The organism is Pseudomonas sp. S2_A02, assembly GCF_054668495.1.
The window spans coordinates 3,482,008-3,500,169 of record NZ_CP162776.1 but is presented as its reverse complement, the minus strand read 5'-3'; the positions used below and the strand labels follow the sequence as shown (position 1 = coordinate 3,500,169).

Below are 18,162 nucleotides of genomic sequence, written 5' to 3'. Positions count from 1 at the left end.
CGTACCTGCCGACCAATCGGCGCGCCGCACGACACGAACCAACACGGGACCTCCGTGAGTTTCTGATCGACGCGCGCCCTTGAGCGTGCCGTGCGTGGGAGTGATTTTTATGTCAGCCGTCTCTTTTTCTCTAAAGCCTGCGTCAGCCAGCGCCGCCACCCTTGCGTCGCAAGTCTTCGAAGTCCGTCCGTTCAGCGGTGCCGTCGGTGCCGAAATCATCGGGCTGGACCTGTCTCGCCCGATCAACGATCAAGATTTCGCCCGCGTCCATCGCGCACACCTGGATCATCACGTGGTGGTGTTCCGCAACCAGCGCATTACCCCCGAACAGCAGATCGCCTTCAGCCGCCGTTTCGGCGTGTTGCAGATCCACGTGCTCAAACAGTTCCTGCTGACCGGGCATCCGGAAATCCTCATCGTTTCCAACATCATCGAAAACGGCCAATCCATCGGCCTCGGTGACGCCGGCAAGTTCTGGCACTCGGACCTGTCCTATAAAGAACTGCCAAGCCTGGGCTCGATGCTGCATGCCCAGGAGCTGCCGTCCGAAGGCGGCGACACGCTGTTCGCCGACATGCACAAAGCCTGGGACAGCCTGCCCGAAGCACTGCGTAAAGCCGTCGAAGGCCGCTCGGCCGCGCATTCCTACACAGCGCGCTATAGCGAGACAAAGTTTGAAGGCAACTGGCGCCCGACCCTGACGCCGGAGCAACTCGCTCAGGTTGCCGAAGTGGTTCACCCCATCGTCCGCACTCATCCGGAAAACGGCCGGAAGGCGTTGTTCGTCAGCGAGGGTTTCACCACCCGCATCGTCGGTTTGCCGGAAGACGAGAGCAAGCAACTGCTCGACGAGCTCTACGCCCACAGCGTGCTGCCGCAAAACATTTACCGCCATCAATGGCAGGCCCACGACCTGGTGTTCTGGGACAACCGTTCGCTGATTCACCTCGCCGCCGGATGCCCCAGCCATCTGCGCCGCAAGTTGTATCGCACCACCATCCAGGGCGACGCGCCTTTCTGATTTCGGAGAACTCCCATGTCCAAACGTCTTCCATTCGCACCCTTGGCTGCGGCCATTGGCCTGGGTTTCAGCCTGCTCGCCGGCAGCCTGGTGGCGCCGACCGTGGCTCACGCCGAAGGTGAAATCCGTATCGCCGAACAGTTCGGCATCGTGTATCTGCTGCTCAATGTGGTGCGCGATCAGAACCTGATCGAGAAATACGGCAAGCAGGAAGGTATCGACATCAAGGTCGACTGGACCCAGCTCTCCGGCGGCTCGGCGGTCAACGATGCGTTGCTCTCCGGCTCCATCGATATTGCGGGGGCGGGCGTCGGTCCGTTGCTGACCATTTGGGACCGCACTCACGGCAAACAGAACGTCAAAGCCGTGGCTTCCCTGGGCAACTTTCCTTACTACCTGGTGAGCAATAATCCCAAGGTCAAAACCATCGCCGACTTCACCGAAAAGGACCGCATCGCGGTGCCGGCGGTCGGGGTGTCGGTGCAGTCGCGCTTCCTGCAATACGCGGCGGCCAAGCAGTGGGGCGACAAGGAATTCAATCGCCTCGACAAGTACACCATCGCCGTTCCGCACCCGGATGCCACCGCGGCACTGATCGCCGGCGGCACCGAGTTGAGTGGGCACTTCTCCAACCCGCCGTTCCAGGATCAGGCGCTGGAAAACCCCAACGTGCATGTGGTGCTGAATACCTATGATTTGCTCGGCCCGAACTCGCCGACCGTGCTGTTCGCCACCGAGAAATTCCGCGACGAGAACCCGAAAACCTACAAAGCCTTCATCGCCGCGCTGACCGAAGCGGCCGAGTTTGCGCAGAACGATAAAGGTGCGGCGGCCGACACTTATATCCGTGTCACCAAGGCCAAAATCGATCGCGCGGCGTTGCTGAAAATCATCGACAACCCGCAGTTCGAATTCAGCATCACACCGAAAAACACTTACCCGCTGGCCGAGTTCCTCTACCGCGTCGGCGCGATCAAAAACAAACCGGATTCGTGGAAGGACTACTTCTTCCAAGACACTAAATCGCTGCAAGGGAGCTGACCGACATGAACGCCCCTTTGCAAGGCCACACGGCCAGCAAGCCGATCGCGGCAGCTCAAGCGCTGCTGTCGGTCGACCAGGTCAGCCTGGAATACCGCACGCCTGCGCGGGTGGTTCGAGCGACCCATCAGGTCAGTTTCGAGATCGATCCGGCGGATCGCTTTGTGCTGCTCGGTCCTTCCGGCTGCGGCAAGTCGACGTTGCTCAAAGCCGTTGCCGGGTTCATTCGGCCCTGTGAGGGCGAGATACGCCTGCAAGGCCAGCGAGTCGATGCGCCAGGGCCGGACCGGATCGTGGTGTTCCAGGAGTTCGATCAACTGCCGCCGTGGAAAACCGTCAAACAGAACGTGATGTTTCCGCTGCTCGCTTCCAAAACCCTCAAACGCAAAGAGGCTGAAGAGCGGGCGCTGCACTATCTGGACAAGGTCGGTTTGGCGGCGTTTGCCGATGCCTATCCGCATACCTTGTCTGGCGGCATGAAAGCTCGCGTGGCCATCGCCCGTGCCTTGGCCATGCAACCGAAAATCCTGTTGATGGACGAACCCTTCGCCGCCCTCGACGCGCTGACCCGGCGCAAGATGCAGGAAGAGTTGCTGCTGCTCTGGGAAGAGGTGCGTTTCACGCTGCTGTTCGTCACTCACTCCATCGAAGAGGCGTTGGTGGTGGGTAACCGGATCCTGCTGCTGTCGCCCCATCCGGGTCGGGTGCGGGCGGAAGTCCACAGCCATCAATACGACTTGCACAGCTTGGGTGGCGTGGCGTTCCAAGAATCGGCGCGGCGGATTCATCGGCTGTTGTTCGATGAAGGTCAGTCGCCGGAAACCGAGCGTGCGCTGGATTTCGCCGACATTCGCATCGCTTATTGAGCCATTGGAGGATTGCCCGATGAGCCATTCATTATCTGCGCGTAAAGAGTACGAAACTGTTTTGCAGCCGCTGACCAGCGTACCGCTGGAGCGTGAATTGCCGCTCGGCCAGCGCCTCTGGCAGCAGGGCTGGCTGCGTAAAAGCCTGATCCTGATGTTGCTCGCGGTGCTTTGGGAAGCCGTCGCCCGCTATCAGAACAACGACTTGCTGCTGCCGAGCTTTTTGCAAACCGCCAGCGCGCTGCAGGATGGCCTGCTCAGCGGCGAACTGCTGAGCAAGGTATGGATTTCGCTGGTTGTTTTGCTCAAGGGTTACCTGATCGGCATCGTTCTGGCGTTTGTCCTGACAACGCTGGCGGTGTCGACCCGGTTCGGTCGTGATCTGCTGAGTACACTGACCTCGATGTTCAACCCGCTGCCGGCCATTGCCTTGTTGCCGCTGGCGCTACTGTGGTTCGGGCTGGGGCAGAACAGCCTGATTTTTGTACTGGTGCATTCGGTGCTCTGGGCGTTGGCCTTGAACACCTATGCCGGGTTTCTTGGTGTCTCGGAAACCTTGCGCATGGCCGGGCGCAATTACGGCCTCAAGGGCATGCGATTCGTGTTGTTCATCCTGATCCCGGCCGCGCTGCCGTCGATCCTCGCCGGGCTGAAAATCGGCTGGGCCTTCGCCTGGCGTACGCTGATTGCCGCCGAACTGGTGTTTGGTGCTACCAGTGGCAAGGGTGGTTTGGGCTGGTACATCTTCCAGAACCGTAATGAGCTGTACACCGATAAGGTATTTGCCGGGTTGGCGGTGGTGATCCTGATTGGGTTGCTGGTGGAGAATCTGGTGTTTGATACGTTGGAGCGGGTGACGGTGAAGCGGTGGGGGATGCAGCGCTGAGTTTTGCAGTGTCTGATCTGGCGCCATCGCGGGCAAGCCCGCTCCCACAGGGTTCTGTGTCGAACACATAGTCCGCATTCACTGAAGATCACTGTGGGAGCGGGCTTGCCCGCGATGGCGGCAGACCTGCCGATACATCAGTCAGGAGGATGTTTGCTAGCATTGCGTCTGAATCAATCTAGATCAGACACGAGTGCTCAGCATGCAACTCCCGGACATGAACCTGTTAGTCGCCCTCGACGCCTTGCTCGACGAGGGCAGTGTGGTGGGCGCTGCGCGGCGGATGAATCTCAGCCCGGCGGCGATGAGCCGGACGCTGACGCGGATTCGCGAGGCCATCGGCGATCCGATTCTGGTGCGCGCCGGTCGTGGTCTGGTGCCGACGCCCAAGGCACTGGAGTTGCGCGAGCAGGTGCGGGACCTGGTGGAGCAGGCCGCTTTGCTGTTCCGCTCAGCCGATGACGTGGATCTGGGCAGTTTGCGCCGGCGGTTCAGCATTCGCGCCAATGATTTCTTTGTTGGCGTCTACGGCGGCAAGCTATTCGACACGATGGAACGCCAGGCTCCGCATTGTGAATTGCGCTTTGTCCCCGAGGGCGATAGGGACGACGAAGCCTTGCGTGAAGGACGCATTGATTTAAGCGTCAGCAACAACCGGCCGCTGATGCCGGAAGTGAAGGTGCAGAACCTGTTTTCCACTCACTTTGTCGGGCTGGTGCGTGAAGATCACCCGTTGTTCGATGAAGAGATCACCGCCGAACGGTACGCCGGTTTTTCCCATATCAGCATGTCGCGCCGGGGGATCGCCCGTGGGCCGATCGACACGGCGCTCAACGCCTTGGGGCTGGAGCGGCGGGTGGCGGTGATTGCACCGAGTTTCCATGCGGCGATGTTCGCCTTGCCGGATTCCGATCTGATTCTGCCGGTGCCCAAGGAGGCATTGCTCAGCGTGCGACGCCTGGGTTTGAAACTGCGCTCGTTTACCCTGCCGATTCCGTTACCGACCCTGATGCTGACCCAGGCCTGGCATCCGCGTTTCGACAAGGATCCGGCTCATCGCTGGATGCGCGAAACCCTTAAGACCTGTTGCGATGAGACCTGGTTGGCGGCGCAGCCAACCTAAAGTTGATCCCCCAATCCCACAGGGGTTCTGTATTGCTGCATAAAACACACTTATAAGCTGCCAATAAGTCAATTTTCGTAAGCTTCCATGCTCCCTAAAATGCTTCGGTATTCCCCTTCCGGAGCTTGCAGTACATGACTTCCCTCACGGTCGCGGCGCCTCTCGTTGCGGCCAAACCAGCGACCGCCATCACGCCTCCGGTCTTCGGCCCGCGAATCATCATTGGCTTGGTGGGCGTGTTGCTGGCGGTGCTGGTGTCGGGCCTGAACGAGATGGTGACCAAGGTCGCCCTGGCCGATATTCGCGGCGCGTTGGCCATCGGTTACGACGAAGGCACCTGGTTGGTCGCCAGTTACACCGCGACCTCGGTGGCCGCCATGGCGTTTGCCCCTTGGTGTTCGGTGACGTTCTCGTTGCGGCGCTTCACGCTGTGCGCGATCAGTGCGTTCACCCTGTTGGGTGTGTTGTGCCCGTTCGCTCCGAATTACGAAAGCCTGCTGGTCATGCGCACCTTGCAAGGTCTGGCCGGCGGTGCGCTGCCGCCGATGCTGATGACCGTTGCCCTGCGGTTCCTGCCGGCCAACGTGAAACTCTATGGCTTGGCCGGTTATGCCCTGACGGCGACCTTCGGCCCCGGCCTCGGCACGCCGCTAGCCGGGTTGTGGACCGAGTACGTCGGCTGGCAATGGACCTTCTGGCAAATCGTCGTGCCGTGCCTGTTTGCCATGGCGGCGGTGGCTTACGGTTTGCCTCAGGATCCGCTGCGGCTGGAACGCTTCAAGCAGTTCAACTGGCGCGGCTTGCTGCTGGGGTTTGCGGCGATCGGCATGTTGGTGATCGGCATTCTGCAAGGCAATCGACTGGACTGGTTCGAGTCGAGCCTGATTTGTGGACTGCTCGGCGGCGGGCTGCTGTTGCTGGTGCTGTTTCTGATCAATGAGTGGTCGCAACCGATTCCGTTCTTCAAGTTGCAGATGCTCGGTATCCGCAACCTGTCGTTCGCGCTGTTGACCCTGGCCGGCGTGCTGGTGGTGTTGCTCGCGGTGGTCCTCATTCCTTCCAGTTACCTGGCTCAGGTCCAGGGTTATCGCCCGGTGCAGACCGCGCCGATCATGCTGCTGGCGGCATTGCCACAATTGATCGCGCTGCCGTTGGTGGCGGCGCTGTGCAACCTGCGCTGGGTCGATTGCCGCTGGGTGCTGGGGATCGGCCTGAGCATGCTGACGCTGTCTTGCCTCGGTGGTTCGCAGCTGACGCCGGCGTGGATTCGCGACGATTTCTATGTCCTGCAATGGCTGCAGATTTTCGGCCAGCCTATGGCCGTGCTGCCGCTGTTGATGCTCTCCACCGGCAGCATCACGCCGATGGAAGGGCCGTACGCCTCGGCCTGGTTCAATACCGTGAAAGGCCTGGCGGCGGTGATCGCCACCGGTGTGATCGAGGCGCTGACCACGGCAAGGCTGCATTTCCACTCGACCATGCTGGTGGACAACCTGGGTAATTCGCCTCTGGTTGACGGTGCTAGCGCTGGTCTCGCTCACCGACTGCATCAACAGGCCGTGGTGCTGACGTCCTCCGATCTTTATCTGTGCATGGCCGGCGTCGCCGTGGCGCTGATCCTGCTGATTTTCTGGCTGCCGACGCGGATCTATCCACCGCGCGCGCCGACTTGAATGTTTCACTGAAACAGAAGGTTTTTATGACGACTCAATCAAAGCAAAAAGTTGCTGTCGGCGTTGCTGCAGTGATGGCGCTCGGCGTGTTGGTTTATCTGCTGGCGCCGGGCTTGTTCGGCAAGCGTACGCAGCAGAGCACCAACGATGCCTTCGTTTCGGCGGACTTCACCCTGGTGGCACCGCGCGTGGCGGGGTTCATCAAGGACGTGCTGGTGGAAGACAATCAGCAGGTCAAGGCCGGACAGCTACTGGCGTTGATCGACGACCGCGATCTGCGCGCTGCCGCTGAGGCTGCCGATGCAGAAACCCTGGTGGCCAGGGCGCAACTTCAGAACGCTCGTTCAACCCTTGAGCGCCAGACATCGGTGATCGCTCAGGCCCAGGCCACCGTGGTTTCGGCGAAGGCAGAAATGGCCTTCGCCGAGCATGAACTGAACCGCTACAACCACCTCGCCGGGGTAGGCGCCGGTACGGTGCAGAATGCTCAGCAAGCGCGTACACGTATCGATCAAGCCACCGCTCGATTGGCCAATGCCACAGCGGTGCTGGCGGCGGAACGCAAGCAGGTGGAGATATTAGCCGCCCAGCGTGATGCGGCCGAAGGAGGGCTGAAGCGAGCGCAAGCGGCGCTGGAAATGGCCAGCTATGAGCTGTCCTATACGCGCATCGTCGCGCCCCAGGACGGCATGGTTGGCGAGCGCGCGGTGCGGGTCGGTGCCTATGTCACACCGGGCAGCAAGATTCTGGCCGTGGTGCCGTTGGAACGGGCCTATGTGGTCGCCAATTTTCAGGAAACCCAACTGACTGACGTACAGCCGGGGCAGAGCGTGCAAGTGCACGTCGACAGCCTCGGCGGCGAAGCTCTGCGCGGTCGCGTCGAGAGCATCGCACCCGCCACTGGTGTGACCTTTGCCTCAGTCAAACCGGACAACGCCACCGGCAATTTCACCAAGGTTGTGCAACGGATTCCGGTGAAAATCGTTCTGGAGTCGGGTCAGGCGTTGGCCGAGCGGTTGCGGGTGGGGATGTCGGTGGAGGCAAGGATTGATACTGCAAGCGCCAGCGAGCATGAGGTTGCGCAACGATGAAGATTTTTGTTGATGGGGCTGACGTCTTCGCGAGCAAGCCCGCTCCCACATTCGATCTGCTGGGTGCTCAAGCTTTATGCTCAAAAGGAGATCCAGTGTGGGAGCGGGCTTGCTCGCGAAGAGGGCAGTGGCCTCACATCCCCCTTTATGTCTTGCTGGTCATGAGCCTTTCGGCTTGCACTGTCGGCCCGGACTTCCAGAAACCTCAGCCGCAACAAGTGGCCGAATGGTCCAAACCAACCAAAGCCGCCGCCAGTCAGATCGCTCCCGCCGAAATGGACGAACGCTGGTGGGAAGTATTCCACGACCCAAAACTCTCGGCCCTGACCCAACGCGCCCTGACCGACAACCTCGACCTGAAACTCGCCAGCAGCCGCTTGCAGCAAAGCCGCGCCGCGCGCCAGGTGATCACCGCCAACCGCTATCCCAACACCGCCACCACCGGCAGCTACGGACGCAAACGCAACAGCGGTGAAGGCTTGAGCGATCCGTCGGGCAACAACGGCGACTCGGCGTTCAATCTGTGGGACGCAGGCTTTTCCGCCTCTTGGGAGCTGGATTTCTGGGGCCGTGTGCGCCGCGAAACCGAAGCCGCTGATGCCACTCTGGAAGTGGCGGAAAACAATCGTCTCGGCGTGCTGCTGTCGGTGCTCGCCGAAACCGCTCAGGACTACATTCAACTGCGCGGTGTGCAAAGCACGCGGGCCGTCACCGAGCAGAACCTCGATGTCGCCCGGCACAGTTTGAAACTCTCGCAACTGCGTCTGGCCGATGGTGTTGCCACGGATCTGGACGTTGCCGAAGCTGCTGCGCAAGTCGCGGCCATCGAATCACGTTTGCCGGCGCTGGAGCAGCGTCAGTCGCAATTGATCAACGCCCTGAGCCTGTTGATGGGCGAACCGCCGCAAGCGCTGTCCGCCGAGTTATCCACAGACGCTCCCGTGCCGCAAACCCCGCGTCAAGTCGCCATCGGTTTGCCGTCGCAATTGGCCGAACGCCGCCCCGATATCCGTCAGGCCGAAGCTCGTCTGCATGCCGCTACCGCCAGCATCGGCGTGGCCAAGGGCGATTTTTATCCGCGGATCACCCTGTCGGGCAATATCGGTTCGCAAGCCATGCAATTAAGCGATTTCGGTTCCTGGGGTTCGCGTTCGTTCGGCATCGGTCCGCAGTTCAGCCTGCCCTTGTTCGACGGCGGTCGCCTGCGCGGCATGCTGCACCTGCGTGAAGCCCAACAACAGGAAGCGGCGTTGGCCTACCAGCAAACTGTGCTGCGGGCCTGGCATGAAATCGACGATCAACTCACCGCCTACAACGCCAGCCAACTGCGCCGGGACAGCCTTGCCGAGGCCGTGCGCCAAAACCAGATCGCCCTGCGAACCGCGCAACAGCAATACGTCGAAGGGGTGGTGGATTTCGTCAACGTCCTCACTGTGCAAGGCGAATTGCTGGCGACCCAGCAGCAGTGGGTCGAGAGTTCGACCGGGGTGTCGTTGGCGATGGTCGGTTTGTACAAGGCGTTGGGCGGGGGATGGGAGTCGGTGTATCCGGTGGCAGTGACGGCGCAGCGCTGATCTGCTCGCAGAAAAACGAAAAAACCGGCCGGAGCCGGTTTCTTCACCCTGACTGCCAGCGAACTTAATCGCTGCGTACAAGGTTTAGTTCGGTGAGATTAAAGTGTCAGGTCTACGTCTGCAATCTGTGGCCGGCTTTGGTGTAGGAACCTTCTGGATGATTTGTAAGGCAATTAATACTGATCGGCGAGCACGCTCTTTCAACCAATGATGGCCATCCGGCTTGACGCTCACCCCCGCTGTCATAGACTCCGCTCATCCGTCAGGGAGTTACGGTTATGCGGCGTGTTCGTATTTTGGTTATTGGATTGACCTTCGTAACGTGCGTAGTACAGGCACAAACGCCTGCGCCAGACGATCCGTTGCTGGAAAACAGTGCGGTCGGTGGTAACGCGTCGGCCAGCAGTGATGCCCGTGGTGTGCTGCGGGCCCGGGATCAGGCGGTGCTGGCCAGTGAGTTGTCGGGGCGGATTGTCGAGTTGCCGTTCAGTGAGGGCGAGTCGTTCAAAAAGGGCGACACCCTGGCGCGGTTTGACTGTTCGGCTTATCAGGCCCAGCTCAACGCGGCTCAGGCTGCCAGCCGGGGTGCTGGTGAAGAGCTGGCGCACAACAAACAACTGGCGGCGTTGAATTCGGTCGGGCGCTTTGAAGTGGCGCGGGCCGAGGCCAAGGTTAGCGAGATTCAGGCGCAGTCTCAGGTCTATCAGGTTCAGGTCAAACGCTGCAATGTGGTGGCGCCGTTCGATGGTCAGGTCGTCGAGCGCAAGGTCAAGCGCTACGAAAGCGTCGCCGCCGGCGCGCCGTTGCTGGACGTGGTCGATAACCGCACCCTGGAAATTCACCTGTTGGTGCCGTCGCGCTGGATGGGCAAACTCAAGCCCGGCCAGACGTTCAGTTTTGTCCCCGATGAAACCGGTCAGCCGCTGGATGCCACAGTCAAACGCCTCGGTGCGCGGATCGACGAAGGCAGCCAGACCTTGCTGCTGGTGGCGGTGCTGCCCAATGCCAACGGTCTGTTGGCCGGCATGAGCGGAACGGCGCATTTCGCGGAGCTCAAATGAACGCCCCGGTGACCGGCGGCGCCGAGCAGGTGTTCGCAAGGTTTCTCGACCTCGAACGCCAGACCCGCGCCGCGCGCACGCCTTCGCAACTGGCTTACAGCCTGGTGAATGACGGTCAGGCGCTGTTCGGTTTCCGCCATGCCGCGCTGTTGATCGCCGGCAAGGTGCAGGCGGTCACCGGTGTCAGTGCCGTGGAACCGAATGCGCCGTTCGTGGCATTTGTCGAGCAAGCGGTTGCGCAGCTGTTCAAGCTTGAGGTGTTGAAACAGGCACGGGTGATCACGCCCGATCTTCTCAGTGAATCGATTCTGGCGGATTGGCAAAGTCTGTCAGCCACTCAGGTGTTCTGGCTGCCGCTGATCGATCATCAGGGCGATGTGTTCGGCGGCCTGTGGCTGGCGCGGGATGTGCCGTGGAACCCTTCCGAACAAGTGCTGCTGTCGCAACTGGGCGACACCTACAGCCATGCCTGGCTCGCGCAGCAACCGCGCAAACCCTGGCGACTGCGCTGGACACGCAAGCGCCAAGTGGCGCTGGTTGTCGTGTTGTTGCTCGGGTTGCTGATCCCGGTGCGCCAATCGGTGCTGGCACCGGCCGAAGTCGTCCCGTTGGGCGGTCGGGTGGTCGCGGCGCCGCTGGACGGGGTGATCGCCGAGTTTCTGGTCAAACCCAACCAGACGGTGAAAACCGGCGACCTGCTGCTGCGCTTCGAAAGCACCACGCTCAAGGCTCAGGCCGATGTGGCCGAGCGCGCCCTGGGCGTTGCCGAAGCGGAACTCAAGGCCAATTCCCAACGCTCCTTTGCCGATGCCGAATCCAGTTCAAAAATCGATTTGCTGGCGGCGCGAGTGGAGCAGAAACGCGCCGAACGGGATTACGCCCGTGAGCTGCTCAAACGCAGCGAAGTACGCACAGAGCGGGACGGTATCGCGGTGTTCGCCGACGCCGAACGCTGGACCGGCAAACCCGTGCAAACCGGCGAGCGGCTGATGGAAATCGCCGACCCGAATCAGGCCGAGCTACGCATCGAATTGGCCGTGGGCGATGCGATTGCCCTGGAATCGGGGGCGCAGGTCGCACTGTTTCTCGACAGCGATCCGCTGCAGCGACACTTGGCCAAACTCGAACGTTCGGCTTACGAAGCGCAGCCCACCGCTGCCGGGCAACTGGCTTATCGACTGGATGCGACGTTCGACGCCGCACCGCCGCGTATCGGCCTGCGCGGCACCGCGAAAGTCTTCGGCGACCGTGCACCACTGGCGTTGTACCTGTTGCGTCGACCGTTGGCCGGGTTGCGTCAGAGTGTGGGCCTGTAGATGAGCCTGCCGAGCCTGCGGGCAGACCTGCAATTGTCGACGGCGGCCCCAGCCCTCGACGGATCGCCGCGCTGGACCTTGGCCGACCCGGTGCGTGGGCGCTATTTCAAACTCGGTGCGGCGGCGATGCGCCTGCTGCGCCATTGGTCCCTGGGTGATCCGGAGCAAGTGCTGCGTGCCGCCAACCGCGAACCGGGGTTGCCGCTGGATGGTGCGGCGCTTGAGCAATTACTGGAGTTTTTGCGCGGCCACGACCTGATCAGCGCCCTCGACCCGTCGCAGCGCGCCAGTTACAGCCTCAAGGCCTCGGCTCAGCGCCAAAGCCTGTGGCAAATCCTGCTGCATCAATACCTGTTTTTCCGGATTCCGCTGTGGCGCCCGGACGCCTTTCTCAATCGGGCCTGGCCATGGCTGGAGCGTTTCGGCCCGCGTGCATTGCGCTACGGATTGCCCGCAACACTGGGGCTCGGGGTGTTTCTGGTCTCACGGGATTGGCAGCGCTTTATCGCCACCTTTCCGCACCTGTTCAGCCTTGGCGGTGCGCTGGCGTTTGGTGTGGCGCTGTTTTTCGCCAAGCTTTGCCACGAGTTCGGCCACGCCTTCATGGCCAAGCGCGCCGGTTGTCGGGTGCAGAGCATGGGCGTCGCGTTCATGGTGCTGCTGCCGATGTTTTATACGGACGTCAGCGACGCCTGGCGCGTCAATGATCGCCGTGCGCGGTTGCTGATCGGTGCCGGCGGGGTGCTGGCGGAGCTGGTGTTGGCGTGTATCGCGCTGCTCGCCTGGTCACTGCTGCCTGACGGCCCCGGGCGCACGGCGGCGTTTATGCTCGCCAGTGCGACCTGGATCACCACGCTGGTGATCAACCTCAATCCTTTCATGCGTTTCGATGGCTACTTCTTGCTCAGTGATTTCTGGGAAGTGGACAACCTTCAAGGGCGAGCCTTTGCCTTGTGTCGCTGGCGGCTACGCGAGTTTTTGTTCGGCTACGCGGCCCCGGCGCCGGAGCCTTGGTCGCCGAAGATGCAGCGGCGTTTGCTGATCTGGGGGTATGGCGCGTGGTTGTGGCGGGCGGCGCTGTTTTTCGGGATTGCGCTGGCGGTCTATCACCTGTTCTTCAAGGTGTTGGGGATTTTCCTGATGCTGGTGGAACTGGTGTGGTTCATTTTTCTGCCGATCCTGAGCGAGTGGCGGCAATGGTGGAGCCGTCGTGAACAGGCGCATGCGCCTCGGGTACTGCTCAGCGGTCTGGCGTTGCTTGGGTTGTTGCTGCTGCTGGCGCTGCCATGGCGCAGTGCGGTGGAGTTGCCGACGATGCTTGAGGCCGGACGTGCCAGCGCCCTGCACGCGCCGGTGGCGGCGCGGGTCAAAACGGTGAATGTGCACGACGGCCAGATCGTCGCTCAAGGTGAGGTGCTGATCGAGCTGGAATCCCCGGATCTGGACTCACGTCAGGCCATCGTCCGTCGCGAAATCCAGATCCAGCAGTTGCAGATGCGCCGTCAGGCCGGCCGCAGCGAAACCGCCGCCGATGCCGGTATCGTCGAACAGCGCCTGGCGGAAGCGGTGGCCGAATATCGGGGTCTGGCCGCCCAGCGTGAACGTCTGCTGCTGCGCGCACCCCACGGCGGCAAGGTGCGCGATCTGCTGCCGCAGCTCACGGTCGGCCGCTGGCTTTCGACCAAGGATCCTTTGGCCCGGGTTGTAGAGGACGGCGCGCGGTTGCGCGGTTATCTGGCCGAAGCCGAACTGTGGCGTGTCGCCCCGGGTGCCAGCGGACGGTTCATCGCCGATGACCCGATGCACCCGGCGATCGCCGTGCAATTGAGCGAAATCGACACCAACGGCGTGGCTTATGTCGATCAGGAAGCACTGACTTCCGATCACCACGGGCCGATCGCCGTGCGGCGTGATCAGCATCAGCGCGCCGAGCCGGTGCAGGCGCAGTACGGCGCGCGGTTGAGCATCCTCGAAAATACCCCGACACCGGTGCAACCCTTGCGCGGCATTGTGGTGTTGCAAGGCAGTGGCGAGTCGTTGCTGGGTGTTGCCTGGCGACGCTTGGCGGCGTTGGGTGTCAGGGAAAGCGGTTTTTAACGGAGAGCAGCGATGGCGAAAACCGATTCAGTGGCAGCGGATGGCTTGGTGGTCAGGCCTTCGCGGACCAGCGACGGACCTTTTCTGCACAGCCTTTACCAGGCGGCGCGGCCGGATCTGCAATGGATCGACGGTGAGGAGGAAGTGGTTGAGCAGGTGGTTGCCCAGCAATTCAAGGTGCAGGAACAAGGGCTGGGGGAGAACTTCCCCAACGCCATGCATTACGTGATCGAGAAACTCGACACGGCCATTGGCGCGTTGACCACCGACTTCGGCCCCAATGAAATTCGCGTGCTGTACCTGGCTTTTATCCCACAGGCCCGCGGCAAGGGTTACGGTCGGACGGTGCTGCAAGGCGTGCAAAAAGCCGCACAGCAAATCCGCTGCCCGGTGGCGACGGTGGTTTGGGCCAACAATCCCCATGCACGCCAGCATTACCTGGCGCTGGGGTTTCAGGTTGAAGAGCGCAACCCGGCTGCGGAGCGGTTGGTGTGGTACCCACAGGGGTGAATCCATACCACCCCTTGTGGGAGCGAGCCTGCTCGCGAAAGGGCCATCACTTTCAAAATCATTATTGAATGACCCACCGCTATCGCGAGCAGGCTCGCTCCCACATTGAGATCCATGTTCAGTTGAACGCGATGTAGAAGTACCCCAGTTGCGGATCACGTCCCATTGCTGGTACCCGCGACACGAAAATGTCTTCTACCCGGCCCAGCTCCGGCAACTCCAGCGCACACAAGCCATCGACAAAATCGGTGGGTTGCAGGCTGTTGAGCTCGACGCTGAACGGCATGCGCTCGCTGTTTGGCATCTGTGAGCGGGGCGTTTCTGCAAGGGTGTCGATATGGATTGGCAATTCACTGCCATCGGGCAGCCGTAGCGTCCCCGCCTTGCCCAGCAGCGCCTGAAAGTGTTGGCTTTGAACCTGTTGCAGCATGGCATCACTCCATCAGTAAAAGTGGCCGGGGGATTTGCATCCCCCGGCCAGACCCTCAGTTACGTGAAGGGAAAAGACCGTTCAGGGCGATGCTGAAGTTAAGCACCAGGAATGGGTTCATCACTTCCATGGGCAAGCCGTTGCCGGCGGACGAGATTTCCCCCGTTACCGTAGTGGCCACGCCCTTGAGCGGTACGGCCGCGGCACCTTGCTGATCGGAGTAAATACTCGCCGAGCCGGGGCCGCCGCCGGAGGCACCGATGTACGAGTTGGTAGCGGTCGGGTTGGTGACCGGGTTGCTCGCCGGGCTGGCCAGTTGCAGGGTGGTGGTGGCCGTGAGCCCGGACAACGCGTGGGTGTGGTTGGGCAGGTTAGTGATGGTCGCGGTGACGTTCTCGGTCCCGGAGACTTCGCCGATGACGCGTGGGGTCAGGCCCAGGCCGTTGCCCATGGCGACCGGCATGCGACCTTGCAGGTTGGGCAGCATGAAACTGGTGGTGCCATTGCCTCCGAAATTGACTCCCAGCAGTGCGAAAACCGTGTTGTATTGCGCGATGCTCAGCGTCTGGCCGTTGCATAGGGCCCAGCCGTTGGGCGCGAAGTTAAAGGCGAAAGGCTGGATAGTGCCGATGAATACTTCCATGATTCCTCATCCCTCAGGTTAGTGTCTGATACGTCACGTTGCAGGCCCGGTTATCCGGGCAGTTCGCGCTGATCAGCCGACTCCTTTCATCTCCGTGGCTGGGTCACGCCACGCCAAAGCGTAGACGCTGATCGGAATGATTGCCGGACGTCGTCCGTCGCAAGGCCAGCATCGACGACGGCCCCGCGCCTGACCTAAAGTGCTGGTGAAGCTTCGGTTTTTACATGGCCGTTGCAAGGGGAGGTAATGGAGGCGCGCAGAGAAACTCCGCTGGGCGATACCCAGGACCCGCATGCGATGCCGGGGTTGTGGGCGGCTGTCCGCCGCTTGCTGCGCTGGGCGCGCGAGCACTGGCTATTGTCGATCCTGGTATTGGCCGCCCTGGTGCGTTTTTACGACCTGACGGCGGCAGCGATCTGGGGCGACGAAGGGTCCAGCCTGTTGCTGAGCCAGTATTCCCTGGCCGGGATCTGGGAACATGCGGCTCATGATGTGCATCCACCCCTGTATTTCATGCTGCTGCACGGCTGGATCGGCCTGTTCGGCGACGGCATTTTTTCGATTCGCAGCCTGAGTGCGCTGCCGGGGATTGCCACGGTTGGGCTCGGAGTCTGGTTGGTGGACCTGCTCGCTACCCGCCGCGCCGCGTTGCTGGCCGGGGTCCTGCTGGCGCTGTTGCCCACGGCGGTGCGTTACAGCCAGGAAGTGCGGATGTATTCGCTGCTGGGGTTGTGGCTGATCGGTGCCACGATCGCCTTGATGTATTGGATCAGGCGGCCGCAACGCACGCGCTATCTGGTGATTTACACCCTGCTGATGAGTGCGGCGTTCTACACCCATTACTTCACGGCGCTGTGTGTGCTTTGCCACTGGCTGTATCTGGGACTGATCCGCGTGCAATCAGGGTATCGATTACGGCACATTCAGCGCTCTGGCTGGTGGCTGGCCAATGCGACGATTGTGGCGCTGTACCTGCCGTGGGTGCCCAATCTGATCGATCTGATCCAGCACATGGATCAGCTCAAAGCCAATGGCGATGTGGGGTGGGAGGTGCCGGTCACGCTCGGCTCATTGCCTTCGATGATCTGGTCGTTCCTGATTCAGGACGATGGCGAGAACCTGCCCACGCTGGTTTTTATCGCACTGCCACTGACGCTGCTGGCCCTGGCTGGCGTGGCGTTGGCGCGGGATCGCAGTGTTTTCCGTGGCAGTGCACTGGCGTTGATCTACACCGTTCTCCCGGTGTTGCTGGTGTTTGTGGTGTCGTTCATCTCGCCGGTGTTTATCGAGCGTTACCTGACCGCTTATGCCCTGGGCTTGCCGATGCTGGTGGCGCTGGCCATCGATCGCTTGTACGCGGGCTCCAGGGTATTCGCGCTGGCAGTGCTGATGCTGTTTGTCGGCATCGAACTGGTGGGCCTGAAGAACAACGCCACGGTGGATACGGACGATCAGATCAGCGTCATGGTCAACTACGTGAACCAGCACTTCACCCCCGGCGATCGAATCGTCACCAGCGACATGCTTTGGTACCTGAGTTATGTCTATTACAACCGCGCTGACGCCAAACCGTTGCTGTACACGCCGCCATTGGCCGATGGCAGGTCGAGCCGGCCGAACGCTTACGGTTTCGGCACGTTGGTGACCCATGATATCTACCTGGATAGTCTTGGCGCATTGCCCAAAGGTAATGGTCGAGTTTGGCTGGTCGGTACCATCGATGGACCGGACGAATTCGCCCCCTTGCCTGCGGGTTGGCAACGCCTCAGTGAAACCCACGCGGGAGGCGTCGAGGCGCGCTTGTATGTGCTGAAGTAGCGTTGGGCTTAAAGGCTTAAACGATTCATCTTTTCTGAGCTTGTTAATCGTATTTTTCCAGTCGATTTAGCTCCGATTTGATATCAAAACACCACTCGCTGTAAGGCAATTCATGGTCTACGCTCCGTCGTACAAAGGACTGTCGACGGGTGAATGGATTGCAACAATTCCACTTTATTTCCGGCTTGCCGCGTTCAGGCTCAACCCTGCTTTCTGCGATTCTGTTGCAGAACCCGCGCTTTCATGCCGGTATGACCAGTCCCGTGGGGGCGCTCTTTTCCGGGGTGCTGGAGCAATGCAGCGCCGGCAGCGAATTCGGTGCGGTGATCGACACCGACCTGCGTCGCCGCCTGTTGCGCGGCCTGTTCGATTCCTTCTACGCCGACAAGGCCGACAAACCGGTGGTGTTCGACACCAACCGTCTGTGGAGTTCGCGCCTGCCGGCGATCAGTGATCTGTTTCCTCAAGCCAAGATCATTGCCTGCGTACGCAATGTCGCCTGGGTCATGGACAGCATCGAGCGCCTGTACCGCGCCAACCCCTTCGAAAACACCAAGCTGTTCGGCGATGCGGTCGAACGCAACACGGTCTACAGCCGCTGCGAAACCCTGGCCCAGCGTAATCGGCTGGTGGGGTTTTCCTGGGCCGCCCTCAAGGAAGCCTATTACGGCGAACACGCCGACTCGTTGCTGATCATCGATTACGACTTGCTGAGCCAGGCGCCGGAGCGGGTGATGCGACTGGTCTACGACTTCATCGGCGAACCCTGGTTCGAACATGACTTCGATCATTTGGCCTACGACGCACCGGAATTCGACCAGGCCCTCGGCCTCTCGGGGCTGCACAAGGTGAAGGCCAAGGTTCAATTGCAATCCAGGCGCACGATCCTGCCGCCGGACTTGTTCAAGCAGTACGCCGAGTTGTCCTTTTGGCTCGATGGCTCAGCCAGCGCTGCCAATGTCATTCGTATGAAAGCCGACGCCGCGATCAGTTGATCGCGGCGTTTTCATTG

General features: G+C 61.1%; 16 protein-coding genes. 14 read left to right on the top strand and 2 right to left on the bottom strand.

From position 1 onward, the window contains the following. Positions 1 to 109 precede the first annotated feature (109 nt). From AB4O41_RS15990 to AB4O41_RS15935, 12 genes are all read left to right on the top strand, one after another. Positions 110 to 1,021: a TauD/TfdA dioxygenase family protein gene (locus tag AB4O41_RS15990; RefSeq protein ID WP_460143869.1), complete on the top strand. Its 912-nt coding sequence runs from the start codon at positions 110 to 112 to the stop codon at positions 1,019 to 1,021. Positions 1,022 to 1,036: 15 nt separating this feature from the next. After that, positions 1,037 to 2,062, top strand: coding sequence for an ABC transporter substrate-binding protein (locus AB4O41_RS15985; protein WP_460143868.1), 1,026 nt, complete (start codon positions 1,037 to 1,039; stop codon positions 2,060 to 2,062). Positions 2,063 to 2,067: 5 nt separating this feature from the next. Then, entirely contained in the window at positions 2,068 to 2,928 is an 861-nt protein-coding gene (locus tag AB4O41_RS15980; protein ID WP_460143866.1) for an ABC transporter ATP-binding protein, read from the top strand. A 19-nt stretch (positions 2,929 to 2,947) separates the two neighbouring features. Continuing rightward, positions 2,948 to 3,814 carry an ABC transporter permease gene (locus AB4O41_RS15975; protein ID WP_460143865.1) on the top strand — a complete coding sequence of 289 codons (867 nt, stop codon included), beginning with the start codon at positions 2,948 to 2,950 and terminating at the stop codon, positions 3,812 to 3,814. 202 nt (positions 3,815 to 4,016) lie between these two features. Next, a complete protein-coding gene (locus tag AB4O41_RS15970) occupies positions 4,017 to 4,937 on the top strand; it encodes a LysR family transcriptional regulator (RefSeq protein ID WP_460143864.1) in 921 nt (306 codons plus the stop codon). Positions 4,938 to 5,071: 134 nt separating this feature from the next. Beyond that, positions 5,072 to 6,610 (top strand): MFS transporter, encoded by a 1,539-nt coding sequence (locus tag AB4O41_RS15965; RefSeq protein WP_460143863.1) that lies wholly within the window; start codon positions 5,072 to 5,074, stop codon positions 6,608 to 6,610. 26 nt (positions 6,611 to 6,636) lie between these two features. After that, positions 6,637 to 7,701 carry an HlyD family secretion protein gene (locus tag AB4O41_RS15960; RefSeq protein WP_460143862.1) on the top strand — a complete coding sequence of 355 codons (1,065 nt, stop codon included), beginning with the start codon at positions 6,637 to 6,639 and terminating at the stop codon, positions 7,699 to 7,701. After that, positions 7,698 to 9,275, top strand: a complete 1,578-nt coding sequence (locus AB4O41_RS15955) for an efflux transporter outer membrane subunit (RefSeq protein ID WP_460143861.1) — start codon at positions 7,698 to 7,700, stop codon at positions 9,273 to 9,275. Before AB4O41_RS15960 ends, AB4O41_RS15955 begins: the two co-directional genes overlap by 4 nt. 278 nt (positions 9,276 to 9,553) lie before the next feature. Then, positions 9,554 to 10,336: an efflux RND transporter periplasmic adaptor subunit gene (locus AB4O41_RS15950; protein WP_460143860.1), complete on the top strand. Its 783-nt coding sequence runs from the start codon at positions 9,554 to 9,556 to the stop codon at positions 10,334 to 10,336. Continuing rightward, a complete protein-coding gene (locus tag AB4O41_RS15945; RefSeq protein WP_460143859.1) occupies positions 10,333 to 11,652 on the top strand; it encodes an efflux RND transporter periplasmic adaptor subunit in 1,320 nt (439 codons plus the stop codon). The genes AB4O41_RS15950 and AB4O41_RS15945 overlap by 4 nt, the downstream gene beginning before the upstream one ends. Beyond that, positions 11,653 to 13,749: a biotin/lipoyl-binding protein gene (locus AB4O41_RS15940; protein WP_460143858.1), complete on the top strand. Its 2,097-nt coding sequence runs from the start codon at positions 11,653 to 11,655 to the stop codon at positions 13,747 to 13,749. Between the two features lie 12 nt (positions 13,750 to 13,761). Further along, on the top strand, positions 13,762 to 14,259 hold the full coding sequence (locus tag AB4O41_RS15935; protein ID WP_460143857.1) for a GNAT family N-acetyltransferase: 498 nt from the start codon (positions 13,762 to 13,764) through the stop codon (positions 14,257 to 14,259). Between the two features lie 118 nt (positions 14,260 to 14,377). On the opposite strand, the gene AB4O41_RS15930 is transcribed toward AB4O41_RS15935, so the two are convergent. Both AB4O41_RS15930 and AB4O41_RS15925 read right to left on the bottom strand, forming a co-directional pair. Next, entirely contained in the window at positions 14,378 to 14,689 is a 312-nt protein-coding gene (locus AB4O41_RS15930) for a DUF6916 family protein (protein WP_460143856.1), read from the bottom strand. Between the two features lie 55 nt (positions 14,690 to 14,744). After that, the gene (locus tag AB4O41_RS15925) at positions 14,745 to 15,332 is read right to left on the bottom strand and encodes a phage tail protein (RefSeq protein WP_048395974.1); all 588 of its coding nucleotides are present in this window, start codon (positions 15,330 to 15,332) and stop codon (positions 14,745 to 14,747) included. A gap of 246 nt (positions 15,333 to 15,578) precedes the next feature. Between AB4O41_RS15925 and AB4O41_RS15920 the strand changes: the two genes are divergently transcribed. Further along, a complete protein-coding gene (locus tag AB4O41_RS15920; protein WP_460143854.1) occupies positions 15,579 to 17,150 on the top strand; it encodes a glycosyltransferase family 39 protein in 1,572 nt (523 codons plus the stop codon). 149 nt (positions 17,151 to 17,299) lie between these two features. Continuing rightward, on the top strand, positions 17,300 to 18,145 hold the full coding sequence (locus AB4O41_RS15915) for a sulfotransferase family protein (RefSeq protein WP_230174075.1): 846 nt from the start codon (positions 17,300 to 17,302) through the stop codon (positions 18,143 to 18,145). The last annotated feature ends 17 nt before the right edge of the window (positions 18,146 to 18,162 follow it).

Excerpts from the sequence above, each read along its gene's own strand:
- AB4O41_RS15925 (WP_048395974.1), bottom strand. The coding sequence starts at position 15,332 with ATGGAAGTATTCATCGGCACTATCCAGCCTTTCGCCTTTAACTTCGCG.
- AB4O41_RS15945 (WP_460143859.1), top strand. The coding sequence starts at position 10,333 with ATGAACGCCCCGGTGACCGGCGGCGCCGAGCAGGTGTTCGCAAGGTTT.
- AB4O41_RS15990 (WP_460143869.1), top strand. The coding sequence starts at position 110 with ATGTCAGCCGTCTCTTTTTCTCTAAAGCCTGCGTCAGCCAGCGCCGCC.
- AB4O41_RS15970 (WP_460143864.1), top strand. The coding sequence starts at position 4,017 with ATGCAACTCCCGGACATGAACCTGTTAGTCGCCCTCGACGCCTTGCTC.
- AB4O41_RS15955 (WP_460143861.1), top strand. The coding sequence starts at position 7,698 with ATGAAGATTTTTGTTGATGGGGCTGACGTCTTCGCGAGCAAGCCCGCT.
- AB4O41_RS15950 (WP_460143860.1), top strand. The coding sequence starts at position 9,554 with ATGCGGCGTGTTCGTATTTTGGTTATTGGATTGACCTTCGTAACGTGC.
- AB4O41_RS15985 (WP_460143868.1), top strand. The coding sequence starts at position 1,037 with ATGTCCAAACGTCTTCCATTCGCACCCTTGGCTGCGGCCATTGGCCTG.
- AB4O41_RS15920 (WP_460143854.1), top strand. The coding sequence starts at position 15,579 with ATGGAGGCGCGCAGAGAAACTCCGCTGGGCGATACCCAGGACCCGCAT.
- AB4O41_RS15940 (WP_460143858.1), top strand. The coding sequence starts at position 11,653 with ATGAGCCTGCCGAGCCTGCGGGCAGACCTGCAATTGTCGACGGCGGCC.
- AB4O41_RS15965 (WP_460143863.1), top strand. The coding sequence starts at position 5,072 with ATGACTTCCCTCACGGTCGCGGCGCCTCTCGTTGCGGCCAAACCAGCG.
- AB4O41_RS15930 (WP_460143856.1), bottom strand. The coding sequence starts at position 14,689 with ATGCTGCAACAGGTTCAAAGCCAACACTTTCAGGCGCTGCTGGGCAAG.
- AB4O41_RS15960 (WP_460143862.1), top strand. The coding sequence starts at position 6,637 with ATGACGACTCAATCAAAGCAAAAAGTTGCTGTCGGCGTTGCTGCAGTG.
- AB4O41_RS15935 (WP_460143857.1), top strand. The coding sequence starts at position 13,762 with ATGGCGAAAACCGATTCAGTGGCAGCGGATGGCTTGGTGGTCAGGCCT.
- AB4O41_RS15975 (WP_460143865.1), top strand. The coding sequence starts at position 2,948 with ATGAGCCATTCATTATCTGCGCGTAAAGAGTACGAAACTGTTTTGCAG.
- AB4O41_RS15980 (WP_460143866.1), top strand. The coding sequence starts at position 2,068 with ATGAACGCCCCTTTGCAAGGCCACACGGCCAGCAAGCCGATCGCGGCA.